Origin of the sequence: Streptomyces sp. GbtcB7 (assembly GCF_019091445.1) — a bacterium.
Classification (GTDB): Bacteria; Actinomycetota; Actinomycetes; order Streptomycetales; family Streptomycetaceae; genus Streptomyces; species Streptomyces mirabilis.
This window is the reverse complement of sequence record NZ_JAGXJM010000829.1, coordinates 1-228: the sequence shown is the minus strand read 5'-3', so window position 1 is coordinate 228 and position 228 is coordinate 1. Positions and strand designations below refer to the sequence as shown.

Below are 228 nucleotides of genomic sequence, written 5' to 3'. Positions count from 1 at the left end.
CCGCGGCCCCCGCCGCCCTCACCCCCCCCGCCGGCTGGACCTCGTCCGCCATCGGCGCGCACGGCCCCGCGCTGCGCTACTTCGTGCAGGCGCTGCGGCTGCCGCAGGCGGCCGGCGACCGGGCGTAGGGCTCGTACGTCCTGGTCACCATGGGCCGGCAGGCGGTCTACCCCGGCCCCGGGCGCGGGGCCGGGCAGCTCGCCCGGGCCGCGCACCGGGGGGTCGGCT

General features: G+C 82.5%; 1 pseudogene. It reads left to right on the top strand.

The features are described 5' to 3' along the window. Nucleotides 1-228: pseudogene (locus tag KVT44_RS57685) on the top strand (regulator); the annotation flags it as partial.